This window comes from Hydrocoleum sp. CS-953 (genome assembly GCF_002260545.1).
Classification (GTDB): Bacteria; Cyanobacteriota; Cyanobacteriia; order Cyanobacteriales; family Microcoleaceae; genus Trichodesmium.
On record NZ_LGSU01000540.1, the window covers coordinates 1 to 3552 of the forward strand.

2 protein-coding genes are annotated in these 3552 nt (G+C 37.2%); both read left to right on the plus strand.

The window, feature by feature from the left end; translation table 11 throughout:
* Positions 1–90: 90 nt before the first annotated feature.
* Positions 91–384, plus strand: a complete 294-nt coding sequence (locus tag AFK68_RS38210; protein ID WP_256386496.1) for an IS200/IS605 family accessory protein TnpB-related protein — start codon at positions 91–93, stop codon at positions 382–384.
* 655 nt (positions 385–1039) lie between these two features.
* Positions 1040–3421 carry an IMS domain-containing protein gene (locus tag AFK68_RS05685; protein ID WP_094671944.1) on the plus strand — a complete coding sequence of 794 codons (2382 nt, stop codon included), beginning with the start codon at positions 1040–1042 and terminating at the stop codon, positions 3419–3421.
* The last annotated feature ends 131 nt before the right edge of the window (positions 3422–3552 follow it).

The window sequence follows — 3552 nt, forward strand, 5'->3', positions numbered from 1 at the left end:
AGGTATAATAAACGTTGTACATAAATATAGTCATATATAGTCAAATAAACTCAGAGACTGAGAAAACTTGCTAGTAAAAGAGAATTTAAAATCAATGATTATCTCCACAAAGCATCTCGTTTGATTATTAATACCCTCATCACTTACAAAATAGGGACTCTGATAATTGGCCAAAATCAGGAGTGGATACAGGAGATTAAGTTAGTAAAAAAGAACAATCAAAATTTTGTTCAAATTCCCCATGGTAAGTTAATAGAAATGTTATCTTATAAAGCTAAAATGGTAGGAATTAAGGTGATTTTAACCGAAGAATCTTATACTTCAATTGCAAGTTTTATGGATAATGATAAAATTCCTGTTTACAAGAATGGTGAGAAAAATTAGTCAACTTTTAGTGGAAAAAGGGTGAAACGGGGAATGCAAATCGCACAGGTTGTGACAGATTGATTAATGCTGATGTGAATGGCTCTTTGAACATTATGAGAAAAGCAGCTCCCTTTTGTCTTTGACCATGGGATAGAGAAGCCACTGCGTTAGGCGGGTTCCCCAACTTGAAGCAACTGGCGTGGTGTTGTAGTGCCTCCTTTCCTGCGGAATGCTGCGCAAACGCTAACACCCAGTCCAGGTCAAACCTGCAATGCAGGAGAATATGTCATATTTGACTATATTTATTATTATGAACTATACTTTGTGGGAAGCAACTCCAATCTATCAGATGAATATCTACAATTTTTTTCAAAATTGTAGATATAAGTAGATATAAATGGAAAATATGCTTTGATAATTCGAAGAAGAATTTTTATATTCTTGGAATTTTGATGCTAAAATTAAATTCAGTATCTTTATAAGATTTTTTGTTGAACATTTAAGGATTGGTAGATTCACCTTTAAACCTTTAATGTTTATCGGTGAAAAAATCCTAGCTCATAAGTGACGAGCATCAAAAAAATTGCTCTAAAGTAATAAAAAAGACCTCTGTTAGTCAGCAACAAAGGATATTATTAAGTAATATAGTAACTCTCCTTTGAGGAAATGCACTGTGCGGATTCCACTAGATTATTACCGAATTTTAGGTTTACCAATTCAGGCTACTGCCGAACAGTTACGGCAGGCACATAGAGACCGCACCCAGCAGTTTCCTAGAAGGGAGTATTCTGAGGCAACAATAGTTGCCCGTAAACAACTTATAGATGAGGCTTATGCTGTTCTGTCTGACCTAGAACAACGGCAAACTTATGATGGCAGCTTTTTGGCTAAAACCTACGAGCCAGAAAAAGTAGAAGAACTAAGTCCGAGTTCTGAGATAAATCTTGATAAAGTAGAGGAAAAAGAAACAAAACTTCAGGAAACAGGAGAAGTTATCCCCATAATAGCTTCTAGACGATTAGCAAAAAGGATAAGCTCTCAAGGTAGAGAGACCATAAGTAGCTCTCAGTTTGACCCTAACAGCCCCAGTATAGAAATAGAAGATCCACAATTCGTGGGAGCAATCCTGATTCTACAGGAACTAGGAGAATACGAACTGGTATTAAAACTTACTCATCCTTATCTTACTAATAATAGTATTGCTATAAAAGATGGACGTTTTGGCGATCCAGCATTAGTTCTGCCAGATATTGTCCTCACAGTTGCTTTAGCTAATTTAGAACTGGGTAGAGAACAATGGCAACAAGGACAATATGAAAGTGCGGCCACAGCTTTAGAAGCTGGGCAGGGATTATTACTACGAGAAAATCTGTTTGTTCAAGTTCGAGGGGAGATACAAGCTGACCTTTATAAGCTACGTCCTTATAGAGTAATGGAGTTAATAGCATTACCAGAGGAGATAGCTCTAGACCGTCGCCGTGGCCTAGAAATTCTTCAAGATATGTTAAATGAACGGGGAGGAATTGATGGTCAAGGTGAAGATAGCTCTGGACTTAGGGTAGAAGATTTTCTGAAATTTGTTCAGGAGCTACGTCATCATTTAACCACATCAGAACAAAAGAAATTATTTGAGGTAGAAGCTCATCGTCCTTCGGCAGTAGGTACATACCTAGCAGTTTATACTTTTTTAGCTCAAGGGTTTGCCCAAAAACAACCAGCTTTGATTCGTAAGGCTAAGTTGATGTTGATGCAATTAGGTCGTAGTCAAGATGTAAATTTAGAGAAATCTGTTTGTGCTTTACTTTTAGGGCAAACTGAAGAGGCTAGTCGTTCATTAGAACTTAGCCATGAAAATGAACCTTTATCCTTTATTAAAGAAAATTCTCAAGAATCTCCAGATTTATTACCAGGGCTATGTCTTTATGCTGAACATTGGTTGACTGAGGAGGTATTTCCACATTTTCGTGATTTGTCTGACAAGTCAGCTTCTTTGAAAGACTATTTTGCAGATCGGCACGTTCAAGCTTATCTAGAAGCTTTACCTACAGAAACAGAAGCAGTTAATCAGTGGGTAGTTGTTCAACCTCGTCGCGATCGCGACACGGAACAGATGTTCTATCAGAAGGAAGTTGACAAATCCACCGTATCAGATTTAGAAAATAAAGGTATATCTGGTGTGGGTAGTGTTGCTACTGCTAGTCCTGCTTCTGCAAGCAAAGGAACTTCTAATTTACTAGGAGCTAGTTCTGATAAGTTGCTTCAAGAATCAGAAAAATCATCATCTACTATAGGTGCGCAAAAACAATTAACTAATCCCAGTTCTGGTCGCTATTCAGGAAGAATGAGGGAAAGGAGCAGGAGTAGTTTACCTCAATTTAATGAAAGTACGTCACTAGGAAGTGAAGAATTACCCCAATCTATGCCAGACCATAGTCAACGGAGAATCTCTGCTAGAAGAGAACCTGTTAAGGTTGGTCGTCTAATATTAATTGCAGTTTTGGGATTATTGGCAATAGGACTGATTGGGTTTATGACAATTAAAACTATTGCTTGGTTAGCAAATGCTTTAGGATTAGGTGGACCTAGGCTACAAGGAGAACAACCTGAGGTGCTATTGGACAGACCTCCAATAGAAATTCCAGAACCTAATCGGGTTAGCCTCGGAGCATCAGGACCTATAACGAAAGAAGTAGCACAACTAGCGATTCAAAGTTGGTTAGATATTAAGGCTGCTGCTCTTGGTCCTAATCATCAAGTTGAAAAATTACGAAATATTCTAGTGAACCCAGCACTTGAGCGTTGGTTACCTACGGCTAATGCTCTGAAGAGAGAGAAATCTCACCGAAAGTATGAGCATGATTTAGAGATAAAAAGCGTGAAGATGAGTAATACAAATTCTAATGAAGCTCAAGTAGATGCTCAAGTGAGAGAAAGGGTTCAGTTTTATGACAATGGTAGATTGACTAATTCTGACAATGAAAACTTACTTGTTCGTTATAATTTAGTTCGTCAGAATGAAAAATGGCAAATTAGTAATTGGAAGGTATTAAGATAATTATAATTGCCTCTTCTAGGCTGGTTATAGTTTTTTAGTAGTTGAAATAGCTCTCAACCCTTAAATAGTAGAAAATTCAACTAAAGAAAAATTCCTTTTGATTAGAATTGCTTTTTTATATTTCCATAACC